The organism is Sporosarcina quadrami (genome assembly GCF_014836615.1).
Lineage (GTDB): Bacteria > Bacillota > Bacilli > Bacillales_A > Planococcaceae > Sporosarcina > Sporosarcina quadrami.
This window is the reverse complement of sequence record NZ_JACSQN010000007.1, coordinates 13973-31774: the sequence shown is the minus strand read 5'-3', so window position 1 is coordinate 31774 and position 17802 is coordinate 13973. Positions and strand designations below refer to the sequence as shown.

At 41.2% G+C, this 17802-nt stretch carries 14 protein-coding genes; 11 read left to right on the top strand and 3 right to left on the bottom strand.

All coding sequences use genetic code 11. The features are described 5' to 3' along the window. The first annotated feature begins 39 nt into the window (after nucleotides 1-39). From H9649_RS09000 to H9649_RS08970, 7 genes are all read left to right on the top strand, one after another. The gene (locus H9649_RS09000; RefSeq protein WP_191694417.1) at nucleotides 40-1173 is read left to right on the top strand and encodes an ABC transporter ATP-binding protein; all 1134 of its coding nucleotides are present in this window, start codon (nucleotides 40-42) and stop codon (nucleotides 1171-1173) included. Continuing rightward, on the top strand, nucleotides 1170-2057 hold the full coding sequence (locus H9649_RS08995; protein ID WP_191694416.1) for a carbohydrate ABC transporter permease: 888 nt from the start codon (nucleotides 1170-1172) through the stop codon (nucleotides 2055-2057). Before H9649_RS09000 ends, H9649_RS08995 begins: the two co-directional genes overlap by 4 nt. Before the next feature lie 2 nt (nucleotides 2058-2059). After that, the gene (locus tag H9649_RS08990; RefSeq protein ID WP_191694566.1) at nucleotides 2060-2872 is read left to right on the top strand and encodes a carbohydrate ABC transporter permease; all 813 of its coding nucleotides are present in this window, start codon (nucleotides 2060-2062) and stop codon (nucleotides 2870-2872) included. Nucleotides 2873-2912: 40 nt separating this feature from the next. Next, nucleotides 2913-4268 carry an ABC transporter substrate-binding protein gene (locus H9649_RS08985; protein ID WP_191694565.1) on the top strand — a complete coding sequence of 452 codons (1356 nt, stop codon included), beginning with the start codon at nucleotides 2913-2915 and terminating at the stop codon, nucleotides 4266-4268. Between the two features lie 235 nt (nucleotides 4269-4503). After that, a complete protein-coding gene (locus H9649_RS08980) occupies nucleotides 4504-5928 on the top strand; it encodes a methyl-accepting chemotaxis protein (RefSeq protein ID WP_191694415.1) in 1425 nt (474 codons plus the stop codon). Nucleotides 5929-6000: 72 nt separating this feature from the next. Beyond that, nucleotides 6001-6192: a hypothetical protein gene (locus H9649_RS08975; protein WP_191694414.1), complete on the top strand. Its 192-nt coding sequence runs from the start codon at nucleotides 6001-6003 to the stop codon at nucleotides 6190-6192. 142 nt (nucleotides 6193-6334) lie between these two features. Then, nucleotides 6335-7402, top strand: a complete 1068-nt coding sequence (locus tag H9649_RS08970) for a CapA family protein (protein WP_225229792.1) — start codon at nucleotides 6335-6337, stop codon at nucleotides 7400-7402. A gap of 44 nt (nucleotides 7403-7446) precedes the next feature. On the opposite strand, the gene H9649_RS08965 is transcribed toward H9649_RS08970, so the two are convergent. From H9649_RS08965 to H9649_RS08955, 3 genes are all read right to left on the bottom strand, one after another. Continuing rightward, nucleotides 7447-9612, bottom strand: coding sequence for a 5'-nucleotidase C-terminal domain-containing protein (locus tag H9649_RS08965; protein WP_191694412.1), 2166 nt, complete (start codon nucleotides 9610-9612; stop codon nucleotides 7447-7449). 193 nt (nucleotides 9613-9805) lie between these two features. Further along, on the bottom strand, nucleotides 9806-11536 hold the full coding sequence (locus tag H9649_RS08960; RefSeq protein WP_191694411.1) for an N-acetylmuramoyl-L-alanine amidase: 1731 nt from the start codon (nucleotides 11534-11536) through the stop codon (nucleotides 9806-9808). Between the two features lie 136 nt (nucleotides 11537-11672). Next, a complete protein-coding gene (locus H9649_RS08955; protein ID WP_191694410.1) occupies nucleotides 11673-12572 on the bottom strand; it encodes a C40 family peptidase in 900 nt (299 codons plus the stop codon). 385 nt (nucleotides 12573-12957) lie between these two features. On the opposite strand from H9649_RS08955, the gene H9649_RS08950 reads away from it, so the two are divergent. From H9649_RS08950 to H9649_RS08935, 4 genes are all read left to right on the top strand, one after another. Then, nucleotides 12958-14061: a glycosyltransferase gene (locus H9649_RS08950; protein ID WP_191694409.1), complete on the top strand. Its 1104-nt coding sequence runs from the start codon at nucleotides 12958-12960 to the stop codon at nucleotides 14059-14061. Continuing rightward, the gene (gene murJ, locus H9649_RS08945) at nucleotides 14054-15337 is read left to right on the top strand and encodes a murein biosynthesis integral membrane protein MurJ (RefSeq protein ID WP_191694408.1); all 1284 of its coding nucleotides are present in this window, start codon (nucleotides 14054-14056) and stop codon (nucleotides 15335-15337) included. The genes H9649_RS08950 and murJ overlap by 8 nt, the downstream gene beginning before the upstream one ends. 77 nt (nucleotides 15338-15414) lie before the next feature. Continuing rightward, nucleotides 15415-16533 carry an amidohydrolase gene (locus tag H9649_RS08940; RefSeq protein WP_191694407.1) on the top strand — a complete coding sequence of 373 codons (1119 nt, stop codon included), beginning with the start codon at nucleotides 15415-15417 and terminating at the stop codon, nucleotides 16531-16533. A gap of 252 nt (nucleotides 16534-16785) precedes the next feature. Continuing rightward, nucleotides 16786-17787 (top strand): TAXI family TRAP transporter solute-binding subunit, encoded by a 1002-nt coding sequence (locus H9649_RS08935; RefSeq protein ID WP_191694406.1) that lies wholly within the window; start codon nucleotides 16786-16788, stop codon nucleotides 17785-17787. Nucleotides 17788-17802 lie beyond the last annotated feature (15 nt).

Genomic DNA, 17802 nt, shown 5'->3' with positions numbered 1-17802 from the left:
ATCGAGAGCAAAACTTCTAAAGGAAAGGATTTTGATTGAATGAAAAGAGTGGAACTGATCGATGTCTCGAAATCATACGACAAACAAGTTGACGTCATTTCCAATATAAACGTAACGATCGAGCCTGGCGAGTTTTTTGTGCTAGTCGGTCCATCGGGATGTGGAAAAAGTACGATGCTTCGTATGATAGCGGGATTAGAAGAAATTACGGGAGGCACGTTGAAAATCGGCGATAAAGTGGCTAACAACTTGACGCCGGATAAACGTGATCTGTCGATGGTCTTCCAGAACTACGCTCTCTACCCGCATCTGTCGGTTCAACAGAATATCACGTTCGGACTTGACGTCAAGCGGATGAAAAAAGAGGAGCAACGGAGAAAGGCGAAAGAAGTGGCAGCGATGCTCGGTTTGTCTGACTACCTTGATCGTAAGCCGCGTGAACTGTCAGGCGGTCAACGTCAACGTGTCGCTCTTGCGAGATCGATTGTCAGTGAAACGCCGATTTGTCTAATGGATGAACCGCTTTCGAACTTAGATGCTAAACTTCGTGCACATATGCGTTCAGAAATTAGAAGAATCCAACGGCAACTAGGCATTACGATGATTTACGTTACGCATGACCAAGTGGAAGCGATGACGATGGGTGATCGTATTATGATCCTTCACGAAGGGAAAATCCAGCAAGTCGGGAAACCGATTGACATTTATAATTATCCGGCCAATCCGTTTGTTGCGACTTTTATCGGATCTCCACCAATGAACTTGGCGAAAGCCGAATTCGATAAAGCTACATCCGAATTAGTCCTCGGCGGTGAAATCAGATTGCCAGTACCGATGGATGAAAGCGGGAAATTGCCAACAACGACAATGACAGTAGGTATCCGTCCGGAAAATCTCTATCCTGTCACACCCGAAACGAAAGCGGAAGACATCTTCCATACGACTGTAACGAACGTTGAAATACTGGGAAATGAAACGGTGTTTTCATTTACAATCGGCGAGGAGGAATGGATGGCGAAATGGAGCGGCCAATGGCATATCGACATTGGCGATCAACTGCCTGTCCGAATGGAATTCGAATCGATTTCAATTTTCGACGGACAAAGCGGTGAATTATTGAAACGGACAGTTGATCACGGCAATTACGTCACAACCAAAGAGGTGCAGGCATGAGCACATTTTGGAGAAAATCGGTTGACGCAAGGACAGCTGTGCTTTATTTATTGCCTTCTATTATTCTTTTTTCAGTTTTCATTTTTTATCCGATGTTCCGCACAATCTATTTGAGCTTTTTCCTGACGGATCAGAATGGGAACGCGGCTATCAATGTCGGATTTGAAAACTATCAATATTTATTGAGTTCGTCAGAGTTTATCAACAGTACGAAAGCTACCGTTCTATTTGTTCTTTATACGGTACCAATCGGCATCGTGCTTGCGTTGTTCTTTGCGCTTTTGGCAAATGAAAAATTGAAGGGAATCGGCTTTTTCAGGACGATGTATTCATCGACGATGGGGATATCAGTGGCGGCTTCTTCTGTCATTTGGCTATTCATGTTCAACCCGAGTATCGGGATGTTCAACCGGTTGCTAAGCGTATTCAGCTTGCCGCAAATCCAATGGTTGCTTGATCCGGAATGGGCACTTTTGTCTGTTGCCATTTCGACGATCTGGATGAATCTCGGTTTTTCATTTCTCATCATTCTTGGCGGTTTGCAAAACATCGATGAGCATCTATATGAAAGTTCGAGAATTGATGGTGCGGGTTATTTCTACCGGTTGCGGAGAATTACGCTACCAATGTTATCACCGACATTATTTTTCATCATTACGATTTCGTTAATCAATGCTTTCCAGACATTCGGGCAGATTGATATCCTGACAAAGGGTGGACCGTCACAGTCCACAAATCTGATCGTCTATTCAATTTACCGTGAAGCATTCATCAACTATCAATTCGGTACAGCGAGTGCGCAAGCTGTCGTATTGTTTGTCATCATTCTCATTGTCACTATCCTCCAATTTAAGCTTGTTGAGAAGAAGGTGCATTACCAATGAAAATGGGACTTCCACAAAAAATATGGATTTACTTTCTGTTAATACTTACATCGGCACTCGTGTTTTTCCCGGTTCTGTACGCATTCATGATTTCATTCATGACGGGACCTGAAATTATCCAAGGGAAATTCTTCCCGCAGACATTCAGCTTTGAGAACTATACGAAAGTGTTCAGCAGACTTCCGCTTATGAACTACTTGTTGAATAGTTTTATCGTTTCGGCAAGTGTTATGATCGGGCAGCTTATTGTCTGTAGTCTTGCAGCGTATGCATTCGTATTCTTAAAATTCAAAGGCCGGGATTTCATCTTCTTCCTGTTCATCTCGACAATGATGATTCCATGGGAAGCGACGATGATTCCGAACGTCTTTACAATTCGTAACCTTGACTGGTACAACACGTATCAAGGGCTGACAGTACCTTTCTTCGCTTTAGCATTCGGGACGTTTTTATTGCGACAGCATTTCTTGACAATCCCGAAAGAATTGCATGAGGCATCCCAAATCGCAGGTTTGAGCAGATTCAAGTTTTTCTGGAAAGTCGTGCTTCCTGTCTCAAAGACGAGCCTTGTCACGTTAGGCGCATACGGCTTCCTGACGACATGGAATATGTATTTATGGCCGTTACTTATTACAACAAATCAATCAGTACGTACTGTGCAAATCGGTTTGAAGCAGTTGCAGTCCCAGGAAATTGCAACAGAATGGGGGGTGGTCATGGCAGGTGTCATCGTCGTTATTATACCGACATTGTTGTTACTGTTCTTAGGACAGAAGCAATTGCAAAAAGGCTTATCAAAGGGTGCGTTAAAGTAAATAAACCAACATTAAAAGGGGTGCATGTACAGTGAGGAAAATGCTTAAATCATCGTTGTTTTTAATTCTTATTTTAGCAATGGCTGTTTTGACGGCTTGTACAAATAGTGACAGCAAAGAAAGTAGTACACCGTCAACAGATGGAAATAAAGGTGGCACTACAAACGATGGCGAAAAGGTATCCATCGAGTTCTGGCACGCAATGTCAGGTACAGGACAAGAGTCAATTGACAAGCTTGTCAAAGGTTTTAACGAATCTCAAGATAACTATGAAGTAAAAGCTGAGTATCAAGGTTCATATGAAGAATCATTGACAAAATTACGTGGTGTCGGCGGAACGAAAGATGCTCCTGCCATCACACAAGTATTTGAAGTCGGAACGAAGTATATGATTGATAGTGGGTATATCGAGCCGATGCAGTCATTCATCGACAAAGATAATTATGATCTCTCCCAGTTGGAAGAAAATATCTTGAACTACTATAAAGTAGATGGTGAGCTCTATTCAATGCCATTTAACTCGTCTACTCCAGTTATGATCTACAATAAAGATGCATTCAAAGCGGCAGGTCTTGATCCAGAGAAAGCACCTGGAACGTTCTCTGAAGTAATTGCAGCAGCAGAGAAATTGACGACAGGTGATATGAAAGGCTTCTCAATGTTGACGTACGGCTGGTTCTTCGAGCAGCTTGTAGCGACACAAGGTGGTTTATACGTTAACGAAGACAACGGACGATCAGGTGACGCAACAGAAGCGTTGTTCAACGGTCCTGAAGGTCTGAATGTCTTCAATTTCTTGAATGATATGAACGAAGCAGGTACTTTCGGAAACTTTGGAACAGTTTGGGATGACATCCGTTCTGCATTCTCTACTGAAAAAGTCGCTATGTATATGGACTCTTCCGCAGGTGTTGCAGCAGCAATCAATAACTCACCATTTGAAGTCGGTGTTGCTTATATTCCCTATGCAGATGAAGTGCAACGCAATGGTGTTGTCATCGGTGGTGCTTCACTATGGATGTCAAAGGGCATCGCTGAGGAAGAGCAGGAAGCGGCATGGGAGTTCATGAAATACATGGCAACGCCTGAAGTCCAAGCACAATGGCACCTTGACACAGGTTATTTCGCCATCAACCCGGCAGCATATGATGAAGAGAACGTAAAAGAGAAATGGGCAGAGTTCCCGCAATTCAAAGTGACAGTCGATCAGCTTCAAGACACTGTACCAGGACTTGCAACGCAAGGAGCGCTCATTTCCGTATTTCCGGAATCCCGTCAACAGATCGTAACGGCTCTGGAAGAATTGTACCAAGGCAATGATCCGCAGGAAGTGTTAGATAAAGCTGCAGAAGGCACAAACCGTGCAATGGAAATTGCGAATAAAACAAAGAAATAATAATGGATTGTCCACTAGCTGAATTTCAGGCTAGTGGATTTTTATTGTTTTTTTAATACATAAAGAAGTTAGGTAAGTCTCTATTGTATAGTATAGAAGTAATGGTATAATAAATAATTAGTAATATATATATGAATAAGTCTATAGGCTTGCATATTATTATTTGAATACATAAAAAGTCGGTAGAAGTGTGATGTGAATTGAACGATATCGGCTTACAGGGGGAACTGTGAATATGGGTAGGTCTGTATCAAAGAAATTATGGGGCGGCTTTGGGGCGATTCTTGTCCTGTTAGTTATTGTCGGTGCGTTAAGTTTCTGGACAGCTGTTGACATGAATAGCAGATACCAGTCATTGTTAAATGAAGAAGTGAAGAAAGTGGATATCGTTGATGAATTCATCCTCAAACAAATAGAAATACATAATGATGTGCGAGGATATATGTTGTACAAAGAAGAAAAGTATTTGGATAGCCGTATTGCAAATATTGAACGGTCACATGAACTATTAGCAGAGTTGGACAAGATGATTGTTTTCGAATCAGTACGCAATCATTATGAAGCACTTGAAGATTCAATGAAAACATTTGAAGAAATACAAGAAGGAATTTTATCCAATTCCCGAGCTGGGAAGGAAAGTCTGGCAATCAATCTCGGCAAAACTTCATCAAACGTAGGAAATATCGTTTTAGATCGAGCAGAAATGATTAAAGATGCTCAGCATACGATTATGGAAGATAAGTTGAGTGAGATTAAAAAAGTAATGAACGGTGTCATTATATTCGATATCGGACTTATTGTTTTCTCATTAATTGTTGGAATCATAATTTCTACTGTCATTAGCAGAAGTATTGCGCGTCCAGTAAAGGTTGTTACAGAAGGTTTAAATTCCATTGCAGCTGGAGATTTTTCAATCGACCCGCTTGTTGTGAAAAACAAAGATGAAATTGGTGAAATGGCAACTGCATTCAATAAAATGGGTGGAGATGTTGCCAACATGATTAGGCATATCAGCGATTCGACGATGCAACTAGCCGCACAATCTGAAGAACTATCAGCAAGTTCGCAGGAAAGTCTTGCATCGTCTGAAATGGTCGCGAAAACTGCCGAATCTCAATTGACAAGCAGTGAACAACAAAAACAGATAACTGAACAAGCCGCAGCCTCAATGACTGAATTGACATTAGGTGTTTCTGAAATAGCTACAAACAACGAGCAAATGCTCCATTCCGCAGAAGCAGTTTCCGCGCTCGTAATCAAAGGCTCAGACTCCATTAACGAAGTATCGAATCAGATGGGGACAATCCATTCGACGATTCGGGAGTCTTCTGCAATCATGGAAGAGATGGAAAGCCACTCGAATGAAATTCAGAAGGTTACTTCTTTAATTACCGGTATTGCTGAACAGACTAATCTGTTGGCACTCAACGCAGCAATCGAAGCGGCGCGTGCAGGGGAGTCCGGTAAAGGATTTGCAGTAGTCGCTGAAGAAGTCCGCCATCTTGCTGAACAGTCAAAAACATCAGCTTCTGAGATTGCGACAATGGTGAGCATGATTCAACAAGCTTCAAAACGTGCTGTTCTTTCGATTAGTTCAGGTAGCGCACGTGTAGATGAAGGCATTAACGCAACACAGCAGTCCCATCAAGTATTCCAGTAAATCCAGGGAGCTGTTGGGGATGTAGCGGAGAAAATTGAAACGGTTTCAGCTGCAATCGAAGAAATCCAGGCGATGGCTGATGAAGTGATGAGGGGTTCTGGTGAAATCCGTGAACTGAGCATTGGAGCGAATGACGCTGCGGCAGATACGAGCGCAGCAACCGAGGAACAGTTGGCAGTGAGCCAGGAAATATCGGATAGTTCATATGGTTTGGCAAAGCTCGCTGAAGATTTACAACAAGAATTAAGTCGATTCCGTGTATAACTAACATATAAAACAAAACGAGTGCCTTCAATCTTAGGCACTCGTTTTGCTGTGTGTCTATCCACATTATTGGTTGTGGGGTATAATGGAAAAATAGGAATATACGTCAAGTGCGTAGATTGGGGATAGTGCATTGAGATGGATGGTAGTTTTACTTATGATACTCATAGGATTATGTGCAGGTTGCTCTGAACAGGAAGTAATAGAGCCTGTAGCTAATTTTGAACCACTGAAATGCAAGCCGGGGAAGCTTGATATCAAAATGCATTCATCTGTAGCCACAATCGGAATGGTTGGAGATATTCTGTTACACAATCCGCTCTACACATATGCAGATTTCAATCCTTCATTTGCGGCTGTGAAGGACAAAATGAGGTCCATCGATTTTCTTCTCGCTAATCAAGAATCTTTGCCTGGTGGAGTTGAACTTGGCTTGTCTGGCTATCCACTATTCAATAGCCCAAAACATATAATTAGAGACTTGAAAAATAATGGCGTCGATATGCTGTCAATTGCAAATAACCATACGATGGATCAAACAGGTGCAGGTTTGTTACGAGCGATTGCAAATATGAAAGTATACAATATGCCGTATGTCGGCGCCTATGAGTCAGAAAAAGACAGTGAGACGAAACGTATTGTTGAAGTGAATGGCATTCAAGTCGGTATACTCGCTTACACATATGGTTTGAACGGAATGCCGACTCCTGCTGGAAAGGACTATATGGTTTCGCTAACTGACAAGCAACGGATAGAGCAAGACATTCAGGATATGAATATGCTGGCAGATCTCACGGTCGTCTCTGTGCATTGGGGGAATGAATATGCGTTACAACCTTCCGAAAAGCAAAAGGAGCTTGCAATCATACTTGCAAGTGCGGGAGCGGACATCATTTTTGGCCATCATCCACATGTGTTGCAATCGTATACCGAAATTGGAAAGACAAAAGTATTTTACTCTATAGGGAATTTTTATTCTGCCCAGCAATTTGATTCCACTAATATTGGAGGAATTGCACAAGTTCAAGTATTTAAAAACGTAGTCGCTGGGCGTACGCAGATAACGACTGGTCCTGCTTCATTTTATCCGACAGCCGTCAGTCGTGATAAAAACCGGAAATTCATTGTCGTCCCATTAAGTGAAGCGGGAAGTGCAGTGAATTTTAATGAAGCATGGGTTGAAAGACAAGTAGGCTTGTCTGCAAACTAAATAGAACCTCATCCGCACTAACACGGATGAGGTTCTATTTACTATTATTCTGCCTTTTTCACTTGCTTTGTCGCATAGATGAAGTTTGAAATGATTTTAGCTGCTTGCTGATGTGTTGTAAATTGTTCAGGCATAAATTTACCTTCATAGCCTGTAGCAATGCCATAATCATGCAACATGGAAATTGCATTTACCGCGTCTTCAGAGTACTTACCGAAGTCGGAGTAAGGTGCTTTTTCTGTTGCTGTGTATTTTTCGCCTGTGTACTTTTCGAGAGCGCGATCAAGAATCAATGCAAATTGTGCACGTGTCACTTTATCATTTGGCATGAACTTGCCGTCAGTTCCTTTAATGATGCCATTCTCGTAAGCTGCTGCAATAGTAGTCTTCAAATCATCAGATAGTCCATCAAGATCAGAGAAAGGTGCATCTCCAGTAGATTTTAAATCTTGTGCTTTAACAATCCAAGAAACCATTTCTGCACGAGTGATTTGTTCTCCAGGTTTGAAAGTGGCGTCATCAGTTAAAATATCACGATAGTATAAATCGGAAATGTATGCGTATGACCAGTGATTTTCATTTACATCACTATAAGGCACAGTTGCAATAATTCGTCCTTCAAGTCCAGTGGGAATTTTGTTGAGCGATTTTACATGATCCGCAAGGTTTTCCCAGTCACTAAAACCAGGTTCACTTGCACGTCCTTCTTCATATGCTTTGCCTAATGCTTCAAAGCCGTCCCCACCTCTAGCGGTAAAGACATTTGTTGCAGCCTTGTACATTTTGTCTGCTTCAACTTCTTCTCCATTGATTTTCAAGGAGACAATACGTTTACCCGGTTCTGCGGTTCCGTCAAAGACTACTTTCATGCCAGCAACATGTAAAAACCCACCGTTTTCTTTTGGATATTCTTTTAAGGAATGCTCAAATGTCTCACGTATTTCGGCCCCACTTAATTGCATAATTGCAAGATTATTCCCGAAAGGCAGGACAGTCAAAACTTCACCGAAAGTGATTTCTCCTTTGTCGATGGAAGACCGGATGCCTCCACCATTTTGAAATGCAATTGTAACTTCAGGGTCAATTTCTTTCGCTTTTCCAAGCATGCCATCTGTAATAATATTTCCGAGGTTTGTTTCACCTGCCCGAACACCACCGAGACCACGTAGACCGCTTAAAAATACTTCAGCTACTCCTCCTGTCGGTGATGTCATAGTGGCTTCGACTTTTTCGAAGAAAGGTTGTAACATCTTTTCTGCTTCAGGATCTTTTTCTCCTTCTTTTGTGTCAACAGTATGAAGGACACCGTTAAATTCTTTTACGACACCATTTTCATCAAAAGTGACATCTAATTGACCAAGGACATTATGGTATTGGTCAGCTTGTACAATGATGACAGGACCAGAAGTCCCTTCAATCACTTTAGGCTCCTCTAATTTTGAATGCGTGTGACCGCCAACAATAATATCGATGCCTGGAACGTTCTTAGCTAATTCCTGGTCATTATCAACTGCCGCGTTATCATCGAAACCAATATGAGTAAGTGCAATAATTTTATTGACACCTATTTCTTCAAATGCTGCAACAGCTTCTTTTGCTTCTGTAATATAATTCGTGAACGTAATCTTTTCCGGACTTGAAATGTCCTCAGTCTCTTTTGTTGTTAAACCAAAAATACCGACCTTTTCACCATTCACTTCTTTTACAATACCATTAAAGATCTTTCCATCTTCCGGTTCTGCAGCAATTCCTTTCGTTTGTAAGCCTTCAAAGTTAGCGTCTGCAGAGAAATCGACGTTAGCTGAAACGAATGGGAACTTAGCGCCTTTTATGAATTCAGCAAGAGCCTTATGACCATCTTCTGATGAACCAAGGTCAAACTCATGATTACCGAAAGTCATCGCATCATAACCAAAGTAGTTCATGAATGCAAGATCCGCTTGACCTTGGAATTCATTGAAATATAATGTACCAGAGAAAACATCACCAGCATTCAGAAGAACATTGTGCGGAGTTTCAGCACGCTTTGCTTTTAATAATGCGGAAAAATACGAAATGTCTTTCAAATGAGCGTGCGTGTCATTCGTGTGGAAAACCGTCATTGAAAAGTCTTTTGAAGCTTCTTCTGCTGATACTGCTACTGGTGTAATACCGGCCACGCTAAATAGAAGCATGGATGCCGCAACACCTTTGAAATATTTCTTTGACATAGGACACCTTCCCTTTTCTTTTTTATCCACCATTATTTCAAAATAATAAACAAAGATGGAATAATGATGAAAATAAGTTCAATTTAAGTGTACCATTATCAAAAATAAAGAACAAATTAATTTTCTGTAAACTTATAGATTGATAGATGAAAAAAGCCGGAAAGAAGAATTATCTCCTTTCCGGCATACTCTATCAATTAGCTGAATAGTATTGTACAAGTCCTTGATAGATTGCTTCAGCGTAAATCTCTGCATATTGATCGCTTGAAAGCTTTTTGAAGTCATCAGAATTTGTAATGAAACCTAATTCTACTAATACTGCTGCAACATTGTTATTACGGATAACGTAGAACCGTTGATCGCGAACTCCTCTGTCCACCATATTAGCACCTTTTAGAATGCTGTTATGAATTTTATTTGCCAATTGTTTACTCTCTGATGCGTTAGGGTTTGTGGAAGAGTCGTAATACACTTCCGTCCCTTTCGCAGCTGTAGAGCCCGCGGCATTTACGTGAATGGAGACGAATGTTTCTGCAAAATTCTTTTTGGCAAAGTCAGTACGCTGTTCTAATGTTAGGTACGTATTGTTTGAGCGAGACATCAATACTTGTGCCCCGGCTTTCTTCAATTTAGCTTCCACTCTTTTGGCAACATTCAAAGTAACTGTGCTTTCCGTCAGTTTATTACTCGATGCACCTGGATCTTTTCCTCCATGGCCGGCATCGATGACGATAATTCTTCCTTTAAGGGGATTTCCGGTTTGATTAGTAAGCTTTAAGTAGTTTTTATGAATATAGCCTGTACCACTTGAAGTTTTGATTTTTGCCCAATAACCGTTAAGTGAAAGGACTTCGACTTTCTGGCCTGCAGACAGCTTTCCAATAATGGCAGCTGATGTGCTAGGGGTCTTTCTTATGTTGAGGCTTGAAGCTGTCACTTTTCCGACTAACCCGGATAGGGAAGGGGTGTTATCAACCTCTTCTTCAGGCTCCGTCACTTCAGGTTCTTCTATAACTGGTTCATCAACTTCAGGTTCTTCTTCAGGTGTGTCGATTGCCACATCACCGTCTGAAGGTGTATCTACTGTTACTTCTTTCGTATACTTACCATGGATATAACCGTTCTTGCCATCGACAAGGACTACTAACCAATCTCCGCTTTGTCCAATGACTTCAACAATTTCACCATCATTCAGCTTATGAATGACATTGCCTGTGACAGCTGGAAGATGGCGGACATTTAATACGTCCCCGCCGGTCACAACTTTTGCAAAGTATGTGCGAGATGTTTGTTCTGGTAGTTTTACGGGTAGTTTATACGTATCGTTTAATGCACGTGCGACAAATAATGCGAATTGTGAACGAGTCAAATAGTCGTTTGGCAAGAAATTACCCGCGTCACCTTGAGTTACACCTGCATAGTACAGACCGTTAATTTCCTTGGCATACTCATGGGATTTCATGTCTCTCAACATGAGTGGTTTTTCGACACTAATTTCTTCTGATAGTTTGAAAGCCTTTGATAGGGCATAGCCCATTTCTTCGCGTTTAATATATTCATTAGGCTTAAAACTACCATCGGGTTGCTTTTGTAAGAATCCTAATGCAACAGCTTTGCTGGCGAAATCATATTGCTCTGTACCTGATTTTAAATCTTTGAAATGCATATCTGGAGCAGAGAAGTTTTGATTGTTTGAAGCAAGAACGAGCATCTTTGCTACGTGTGCACGCTTCAATTTGTCACCAGGATTAAATTTATCCGCTTCGTTGACGATTTTAAGTTCGGCTATGTAATGAACTTGTTCATAGTACTCCTTACTTGGAGAGATATCCGAGAATTGGAACTTTGCCGAAGAATGTCCAGGGACGATGGAAACAAGAGCCAATAGCAGAGAAGTGATTACTGCCCATTTAAACGTTTTCATGTTGTCCTCCTAAATAAGATGTAGGTTTAGTTTAACAGTGATCGTAATGTAAATCTAGACGAAATTGATAGATTACTAGCGGATTTCGAAAAAAAAGAGGTGTCCAATAAAACGGAGCACCCAGTTTCATAAGCAATTAATGCAGACGATCGATGATTTTTTGGAATTGCTTTTCAGTTAACTTGTCGTTAAGACCAAAACTGCCATCTTCATATCCGCTTGCAACGTGATTGAAAGCTAATATATTAATATATTCTGCTGCCCAGTGATCCGCAGAAACATCCGTATAAGATGTAGGAGCTGATCCTTTCAAATCAAATGCTTCGACGATTACTTTCGCCAATTGTGCACGCGTTAATGATTCATCAGGATTGAATTTCCCGTCATTTCCTGAAAAAAGTCCTGCATTGCTGACAGCATTTATAGCTCCGAATTGTGGATGAGTAGATGCTACATCGTCGAATTTTGCAATGTCTGTCGGTTCTAATCCTAATTCTGTTACAAGCGTTTCAGCAATTTTTGCACGAGATACATAGTTTGGAGTTGTTTCAGTTGCTGTCGGTTCTTCGAAAGCGACTTTTTTGTCGTTCTCAAAACTTGCAACCCGTTTAGCCCCCAAATAGCGTTTACCCCAGTAAGCAGGATCGTTCACTGAAGAAATCATAACACCTTTACTAGTTGAAGCGTGGATGAATCTGTTCGAGCCGATTGAGATACCTACATGTGATACCCCTCTGCCCGTCGTATTGAAAAATACTAAATCGCCAGTTTTAAGATCGCTTTTCTTAACAGATGTTCCCATAGCATACTGTTGTCCTGTCGATCTTGGAATTGAAACCCCTTGTTTCTTGAACACAAATTGCGTATATCCTGAACAGTCGAATCCGGAAGTGGTTGTACCGCCATAGGAATAAGGTGTTCCCATGTAAGTCCGCGCTGTACTGACGAGCGAGGTTGGTGAATTCGCTGAGGCCATGGCAGGAATGGACGTTGATATTAGTAAACTAGCAAACACAAGTAAAAACAGTCGTTTCATAATGGTTCTCAAATTCCCCTTTCGCACGTTTACGTACAGTGTGCTTTATCTGAGATTATCCTATCATAGCTAAACCTCCATTTTGATTACAGTTGTATTACAAACAGATTACAAACACTTCCAGCAGTTACCAAGTCAATGGTATCAACAGAAAATTCATTATGTTTAATAGTGGAAAACCTAGTCAGTAGTCTCATTTTTCATTTTTCGACAATTACATGCAATATACCTAATAAAAATTTGTGTGCGAAATGTAATATTACTGTAAAAGTCCAATGATTTGCTAAGGAATGCCAATCTCACAAAAGGAACTCAAGTCATGTTATAATCGTTCAATGTATAAATGGTGGATAATCAAGTCACTTATAGATGGGATGAAAAAACAATGCGAAAAATTGCTGTGTTCAGTAATATGTATCCATCGGAAAAACATCCGACATTTGGGATCTTTGTAAAAAATCAAGTGGATCTTCTTCGGTCAAAGGGTCTTGACGTTGAAGTAACTGCTATCGATGATCCTTCTAAAGGGAAAGTGAATGCTATAAGGAAATATGCTTTTTGGTTTTTGAAATCATTGGGCTACATGTTGAAAAACCGAAAAAGCATTTCCGTTACACACGCACACTATGCATTTCCAACAGGCTATATTTCATTACTTGGGAAGAAGTGGTTGGGGTTACCTTACGTAGTTACTGTACATGGTGGAGATATCGATAAAATGGCCACGAAAAGCGAAAGAATTGCTAGCATGACAAAGGAAATTCTTCAGCAGGCATCAGCAGTTATCGTTGTGGGAGAGCGCTTAAAAAGAGATGTCATCGAACAATTTGGCGTTCGTGAAGAGCTTGTCCACACAATGAGTATGGGTGTTGACACACAAATCTTTAAGCCATTGCCGAAAGTCGACATGCGTGATGAATTAAACATATCGCAAACTGAAAAGATGATTTTATTTGTCGGTAATCTAATAGAAGCAAAAGGTGTTCTGGATTTAGTCGATGCATATAAAGTTGTTCATGATGCCTATCCTAATACTTCTTTACATCTAATAGGTTCTGACAAAGATGAGCAGTTTATGAAGACTTTTGCTGCGCGTGTACAAATGGATGATGTGCACATTTCGCATCACGCACCTCTGTCACAAATCGAAATTGCCAAATGGTTGTCTGCCGCAGATGTATTTGTCCTTCCATCACATCATGAGGGGTTCGGCTTAGTTGCACTTGAAGCCATGGCGACGGGCACTCCGGTTGTAGCGACAAATGTTGGGGGGCTATCCTATCTGCTCGATAATGACGCAGGTATACTAGTTGAAGCGAAAAACTCTGATTCTTTGGCTGACGGAATTATACAAGCGCTCAATGAAGGGCAGACTGACCGAAAACCTAATATGCAATGTAAAGTTGCACAGCATACATATGACGTAATAGCAGAAAGATTGCAGACAATTTATGACAGTGTAGCGAAAGGGCGAAAAACCGATGAATAAGATGTTGAAAATTATCGGCACAGTAGCGATCATTAATATTGTCGCTCGTCTATTTGGTTTTTTGCGGGAAATGGTCATCAGTAATCAATTCGGGACGTCAGCAGCAGCGGATGCCATCGCCGCAGCATATACCATTCCAAACTTTATCTATCTTGTAGTCGGAGGTGGATTGACTACTGCTTTCATTTCGGTCTATCATTCGTCGAAAACCGACAAAGCGCTGTTCGTCCGACGAATGTTCACGTCTGTGCTAATGTCGGCGACGACGATAACTGTATTAGCCATTCTATTTGCACAACCACTATTAAGGTTAGCGTTTAAAGACATGTCAGTTGAACAGTTTGACATGACCTTTTCTTTATTCATGTGGATGATGCCGTCAACGGTTATTCTTGTTCTATCCACCTGGCTATCGGGTTTATTGAATTTGAATGATAAATTCAAACTTTCAAGCGTTGCCATTCTAGTTTATAATGCCGCGTTCGTCATCATATCTGCGCCATTAGTCGCTTTTTACGGTCCGACAGCTTATGGAATCGGAGCTTTGTTAAGTGCATTATTAATGGGCTTATTCCTTTTTGTGGGTGTAAAACGGAGTAAGCTATACTCACTTAAACCGATGCTCGGAAAATCGGAAGATGTCAGACGTGTGTGGGTAATTGCGCTACCGATTCTTCTTGGTGGTGCTTCCATGCAATTTTATGCATTTATTCAACGGATTGCTGCATCGGGAATGAGTGAAGGATATATGTCAGCCGTCAACTATGCATCTAAATTAAGTAATTTCCCACAAGCAATCATGATCACTGCAGTAACTACAGTCATTTATCCTCTTCTGAGCAAAAAACAAGGAGAAGGAGATAATGAATCCATTAAAAAACTTTACAAAAAAGGTCTATTGTTATTAGCAGCACTTATAATTCCTGCTACAGCAATTGCTTTCTTTTTCGCAGAACCGCTTGTCCGATTAATCTTTGAACGAGGTAATTTTGGCCCTGATTCAACAATGATTACGACGCCGATTTTCCGTATTTTTACATTGTCTATGTTCTTCCTAGCCGCGAACACATATGTCACGCGCTTTTATTATGCGAAAGGCAATTCCATGTTGCCCGTTATTTTCAGCTTAATTAGTGTGTTAGGCATTAATATACTCGTTATTTATGCACTCATCGATTCAATGGGAGCTGTTGCAATTGCATACGGAACTGTCATCAGTTCTGCTATAAATCTCGTCATGCTAATGGTTTATGCGAGATTAAAATGGAGATTATAACGTAATTAAAGCCGGTCTTGAAAATCGGCTTTTTTTCTTTGCCGAATTGCGCTATTCTGAAAGAAGAACTTAATGGAATGGAGAGGGATACAGTGGCCGTGGATAAACAGATTAGTGAATGGTTTGCACATTTTCATGCTTTTCCGGAAGTGAGCTGGAAAGAAGTTGAAACGACAAGGAAGTTAGCTGAAATCCTCACATCGATGGACGTAAAACATCATACATTCAATGATGTCACAGGAGTTGTGGCGGAAATCGGTGAAGGGGAAAAGATTATCGCGGTACGTGCCGATATCGATGCACTTTGGCAAGAAGTGGATGGAGAATTTCGTGCCAACCATTCTTGTGGGCACGATGCAAACATGTCTATGGTATTAGGGGCCCTTGCTTACTTGAAAGAACAGGAACTTGGTTGTCGCGTACGCTTCATTTTCCAACCTGCAGAGGAAAAGGGAAATGGTGCTAATTCGATGATTGAAAGAGGAGCAGTGGACGGCGTCTCTCATTTGTTCGGTGTCCATTTGCGACCGAAAGAAGAAATCCCTTTCGGAAAAGTATCACCGGCTATCCATCATGGCGCTGCAATTTTTTTAGAAGGGAAAATTAAAGGAGAAGATGCGCATGGAGCGCGTCCTCAGCAAGGAAAAAACGCACTGGATCCGATTTTTGCGCTTGCTGCATTTTTAAAGACTATCCACTTTTCACCGTATGAGCCTTACTCAGCTAAATTGACAAAAATTCAGGCAGGTGGCGACAGTTTGAACATTATTCCTGGTACCGCTACGTTTGGTATTGATATGCGCGCACAATCGAACAACGTCCTAAAGGAATTGAAAGAGCGTGTCAGCAATGGTATCCGTTCAATAAGTGAACTTCATAACATAGAGATTGACTTGAACTGGTCGGATTACACACCAGCAGCGGAAGTGTCTGAAGAAGCGGCGGAAATTGCGGCAGAAGCAATTAGAGAGTCGTTAGATGAGGATTCTTTCGCACCTGCTATCATTACATCAGGCAGCGACGATTTCCATTTCTACACAATCCATCGTCCTGATTTAAAGGCGGCTATGATTGGGATAGGGGCAGATTTAGGACCGGGGCTTCATCATCCAGACATGACTTTCAACTACGACGCTCTAGATATTGGTGCGAGAGTGCTAGCAAGTACACTACAGAAAGCATCTTTCGCAAATTAACAAAAAACTCCATCTGACAGGATATTCCTGAAGATGGAGTTTTTATGTGTTAATGCAAGAAGTCGGATGATATATATTGTTTTGATAATCAGAATAAAATAAAAACAGATTGCTTATTAAAGAAAGTTTAGTATAATTAGAGATAGATTTCATTTTCAACGTACGACCATCTTTTTTGTAAGAGCGACAATTGTTAAGTACTTTTGTAAGCGCTTACGAAGAGAGGGAAAATGACAAAAGGGGGAACGGAATTTGAGAAAGTCACGTGTACACAGTCTATTAGTAGTTTTACTAGGAGTAATTTTATTATTATCTGCTTGCGGTGGTGGCAAGAAAAATATTGCAATTGGTCCGCCGGCAAGTGAAACGAACAATGTTTCAAAAATCATTTTGGATGCTTATGGAGTTGGTGATGGAGACTATAAGGCGTTCCTGGAAGGATTCGGTGCAGCGGCTGACGGGGTGCAAGATGGCAATATTGATATTTCAATCGGTATTCTCGGTCTTCCTGCAGCGAGTATTGAGAGTTTACAAGCGTCCGCAGGTGATGTGAAAATGATTAGCCTATCTGAAGATGCGATTAAGAAAATCGAAGAAAAATCGGGCTACAAGCATTTTACGATTCCTAAGGATACGTATGATTTCCTGACGGATGATGTTCAGACAATTACTGCTTACGCTATATTGATGGGGAATACAAATACGATTGATGAAGAGCTAGGGTATGAATTGGCGAAGAGCATGATTGAAAATGCTTCCGAAAATACACATGCCCAGGCGAAACAGATGATTTTGGAGAATGCTTTAAATGGTGCAGAAGGGTTACTCATTCACCCTGGTGCAAAGAAGTATTATGAAGAACAGGGTTTGACAGTCAATAATGAAGTGGCGGAAGTGTCTGCAACAAAAGGCGATCGCAAAGCAGAGTTTACACTTGGAACAGGCAGTCAAGGTGGAACATATTATCCGCTTGGTGGCGAAATGGCGAACTTGTGGAACAAATATGTTGATGGCATCAACGTGACGAATATGGAAACGGGTGCATCGGTTGAAAACTTGTCCTCGATCAGCAAAGACGAGATGGATCTAGGGATGTCTGTTCACGTTCCTGCTTTGAATGCGCTGAACGGCAAAGCGGACTTTGAAGGAAATGCTGTCACTAACGCAGCGTTCATCGGACATATTTATCCTGAAGTTGTACAAATTGTAACGAGAGAGAAAACGAAAATTAAAGGCTTTGAGGACTTGAAGTAATTAGTAGTCTGAAGC

Excerpts from the sequence above, each read along its gene's own strand:
- H9649_RS09000 (WP_191694417.1), top strand. The coding sequence starts at position 40 with ATGAAAAGAGTGGAACTGATCGATGTCTCGAAATCATACGACAAACAA.
- H9649_RS08995 (WP_191694416.1), top strand. The coding sequence starts at position 1,170 with ATGAGCACATTTTGGAGAAAATCGGTTGACGCAAGGACAGCTGTGCTT.
- H9649_RS08990 (WP_191694566.1), top strand. The coding sequence starts at position 2,060 with ATGGGACTTCCACAAAAAATATGGATTTACTTTCTGTTAATACTTACA.
- H9649_RS08985 (WP_191694565.1), top strand. The coding sequence starts at position 2,913 with ATGCTTAAATCATCGTTGTTTTTAATTCTTATTTTAGCAATGGCTGTT.
- H9649_RS08980 (WP_191694415.1), top strand. The coding sequence starts at position 4,504 with ATGGGTAGGTCTGTATCAAAGAAATTATGGGGCGGCTTTGGGGCGATT.
- H9649_RS08975 (WP_191694414.1), top strand. The coding sequence starts at position 6,001 with ATGGCTGATGAAGTGATGAGGGGTTCTGGTGAAATCCGTGAACTGAGC.
- H9649_RS08970 (WP_225229792.1), top strand. The coding sequence starts at position 6,335 with ATGGTAGTTTTACTTATGATACTCATAGGATTATGTGCAGGTTGCTCT.
- H9649_RS08965 (WP_191694412.1), bottom strand. The coding sequence starts at position 9,612 with ATGTCAAAGAAATATTTCAAAGGTGTTGCGGCATCCATGCTTCTATTT.
- H9649_RS08960 (WP_191694411.1), bottom strand. The coding sequence starts at position 11,536 with ATGAAAACGTTTAAATGGGCAGTAATCACTTCTCTGCTATTGGCTCTT.
- H9649_RS08955 (WP_191694410.1), bottom strand. The coding sequence starts at position 12,572 with ATGAAACGACTGTTTTTACTTGTGTTTGCTAGTTTACTAATATCAACG.
- H9649_RS08950 (WP_191694409.1), top strand. The coding sequence starts at position 12,958 with ATGCGAAAAATTGCTGTGTTCAGTAATATGTATCCATCGGAAAAACAT.
- murJ (WP_191694408.1), top strand. The coding sequence starts at position 14,054 with ATGAATAAGATGTTGAAAATTATCGGCACAGTAGCGATCATTAATATT.
- H9649_RS08940 (WP_191694407.1), top strand. The coding sequence starts at position 15,415 with ATGGAGAGGGATACAGTGGCCGTGGATAAACAGATTAGTGAATGGTTT.